Consider the following 2,683-nt stretch of genomic DNA (forward strand, 5'->3'; position numbering starts at 1 on the left):
CGAAGCCGAAGCCGCGGCCTTTGATCTGACGGACGACGACGCGGTGCGACGGTTCGTCGACACGCTGCCCGATCGCGTCGGCGTCGTCGTCCACAGTGCGGCACTCGCAAAAGCCGGGGCGTCACTCGATCTGCCGGTCGACGAATTGGATCGCCAGTTCGCCACCAACGTCCGAGCGCCGTGGGTGCTCAACCAGGCGATCATGCCGCGACTCGAAGCTGCTCGCGGTCAGGTCGTCTTCATCAACTCCGGTGCGGGGCTCAACGCGCGGCGCGACTTCTCCGTCTACTGCGTCACGAAGTTCGGCCTGCGTGCCTACGCCGACGCCCTTCGCGAGGAAGTCAACGCTCGCGGCATCCGCGTCATCAGCGTCTACCCCGGCCGCGTCGACACGCCGATGCAGGACGACCTCCTGGCGTTTGAGGGTCGAACGGTGCCCAAGCACACGCTCCTTACGCCGCAAGACGTCGCCGACACCACGCTGGCCGCGCTGTGCCAAGCGGAAACAGCGGAAGTGGTCGACGTCCGCGTGCGTCCCCGCTTCACGAGCTAGTTCGAGCGATGGCATGTCACCCGACACAGCCGCCCGCGTCAGCGGGCGCTCGCACCATCGTCGCGTCCACTGACGCGGGCGGCATCATCCGGAAGATCGGTTGTCGTCAACGAACCAAACGACCAGCGGAGGCGGCGGGATTCGAACCCGCGAGGCCGTCAGGCCTGCCGGTTTTCAAGACCGGTACATTCAACCACTCTGCCACACCTCCGGTCGGCCGATGCTAGCACTCGCGTCGGGCGTGTCCGTCGCGTAGGTTCGGCCAGACGTGGCGCTCGCGAAGGTCCAGACATTCGTCCTCCAAGGCATCGAAGCGCTGCCGTGCGACGTCGAGGTCGACAGCGTCGGCCGGGGCAACAACGCGACCGTCCTCGTCGGCCTAGCCCAGGCGGCGACGAAGGAGAGCGTCGAGCGGACTCGCCGGGCGATCCAGAACTCGGGCCATCCCGTGCCGCGGGGACGCGTGCTGATCAACCTCGCCCCGGCCGACCTGAAGAAGGAGGCGGCCGCGCTGGATCTGGCGATCAGCGTCGGGCTCATGCGGTGCACCGGCAGCATCGCGACCGACCTGCACCGCAACTATCTCATCGCCGGCGAACTGGCACTCGACGGCCGGGTCCGCCCGATCCGTGGCGGGCTGTCGATGGCGATGCTCGCTCGCGACCTCGGCAAGACGGGCGTCATCCTTCCCGCCGACAACGTTCGCGAGGCTGCGGTGGTCGACGGCGTCGAGGTCGTCCCCGTCGCGACTCTGGCCCAGGTCGTCAGCTTCCTCAACGAAGACGAAGACGGCCCGACGCCGTACGAGCTCGATCCGACGGACGAGCACGATGCCGACGGCGAGGCCGTTCCCGACTTCGCCGACGTCCGCGGGCAGGAGGCGGTGAAGCGCGTCGTCGCCATCGCCTGCGCCGGCCGGCACAACCTGGCGATGATCGGTCCACCCGGCACCGGCAAGACGATGCTCGCTAAGCGGATGGGCGGGATCCTCCCACCGCTGAGTCGGCGTGAGGCGCTGGAGACGACGCGCATCTACAGCGCCGTCGGACAGCTTCCGCCGGGAGTGAGCCTCCTGCGCGAGCGGCCGATCCGCATGCCGCACCACTCCGCGACCGCCCAGGCCCTCGTCGGCGGCGGCAGCATTCCCAGGCCCGGCGAGTGCTCGCTGGCGCACCACGGCATCCTCTTTCTCGACGAGTTGCCCGAGTTCGGCCGAAGCGTGCTGGACATGCTGCGCGAGCCGCTCGAAGGGGGCGAGATCACCGTCAGCCGTGTGCACGCGAGCGTGAAGTTCCCGGCCGACTTCATGCTGGTAGCCGCGATGAATCCCAGCGTCCGCGGCGATGCTGGTCCGGGCGGTCAACGCGACGACAAGTACCTCTCGCGTCTCAGCGGCCCGCTGCTCGACCGGATCGACCTGCACGTCGAGGTGCCAAAGGTCGGCTACGACGAGTTGAGTCGCAAACGTTCCGGCACCGACTCGGCCACACTGCGCGAGCTCGTCCTTAAGGCCCGCCGTCGTCAGCGTGAGCGGTTTGATGGCGATCCCGCGATGACCAACGCCCGCATGGCCGGCCGGGTACTCAACGAACTCGTCCCGCTCGAAGGCCCGACGCTGCTGTTGCTCAAGCAGGCGATGGAAGAGCTCGGCCTGTCCGCGCGGGCGTACGACAAGGTCCGCCGCGTCGCCAGGACGATCGCGGACGTCGACGACAAGGACGAGGTCGCGGTCGAACACGTCGCCGAGGCGGTCGGGTATCGCCTGCTCGATCGACGTCCGTAATGTGCCTGCGTGGAAGGTGACGACGCCCAAGGCAGCCACGGCTATTTCGAATGGCAGGTCAGCACGCTGATGCTGGCCTATGACGCGATCGAACCGATCAGCCGCGAGCAAATCGACGAGCAGCAGAAGCGTCAGGAACAGGTCGAGCAGGAAGTCCGCGAGCTGTCGATGGCAGTCATCCCGGAGAACTATCACCAGGACGAGACCAAGGAACTCGCACCGCAGGTCGTCATGCTGATCACACGAGCGACGCTCCGACGCGCGTCGGAGATCGTCGGGTTGGTGTAATGCGAGCTCGATAGTCTTCGACTTCTGCTGCTCAGCGGTGAGCGATCTGGTGCGTCCCC

3 protein-coding genes and 1 tRNA gene are annotated in these 2,683 nt (G+C 67.3%); 3 read left to right on the plus strand and 1 reads right to left on the minus strand.

All coding sequences use genetic code 11. The annotated features are described in order from the left end of the window. The coding region (locus tag AAGI46_16770) for an SDR family NAD(P)-dependent oxidoreductase (protein ID MEM1013861.1) at positions 1 to 553 on the plus strand (553 nt) is incomplete at its 5' end. 126 nt (positions 554 to 679) lie between these two features. On the opposite strand, the gene AAGI46_16775 is transcribed toward AAGI46_16770, so the two are convergent. Next, positions 680 to 764 (minus strand) — tRNA-Ser (locus AAGI46_16775). A 57-nt stretch (positions 765 to 821) separates the two neighbouring features. On the opposite strand from AAGI46_16775, the gene AAGI46_16780 reads away from it, so the two are divergent. Both AAGI46_16780 and AAGI46_16785 read left to right on the plus strand, forming a co-directional pair. Further along, the gene (locus AAGI46_16780; protein ID MEM1013862.1) at positions 822 to 2,336 is read left to right on the plus strand and encodes a YifB family Mg chelatase-like AAA ATPase; all 1,515 of its coding nucleotides are present in this window, start codon (positions 822 to 824) and stop codon (positions 2,334 to 2,336) included. A 9-nt stretch (positions 2,337 to 2,345) separates the two neighbouring features. Further along, positions 2,346 to 2,624 carry a hypothetical protein gene (locus AAGI46_16785; GenBank protein ID MEM1013863.1) on the plus strand — a complete coding sequence of 93 codons (279 nt, stop codon included), beginning with the start codon at positions 2,346 to 2,348 and terminating at the stop codon, positions 2,622 to 2,624. Positions 2,625 to 2,683: the final 59 nt, after the last annotated feature.

This window comes from Planctomycetota bacterium (assembly GCA_038746835.1).
GTDB lineage: Bacteria > Planctomycetota > Phycisphaerae > Tepidisphaerales > Tepidisphaeraceae > JBCDKH01.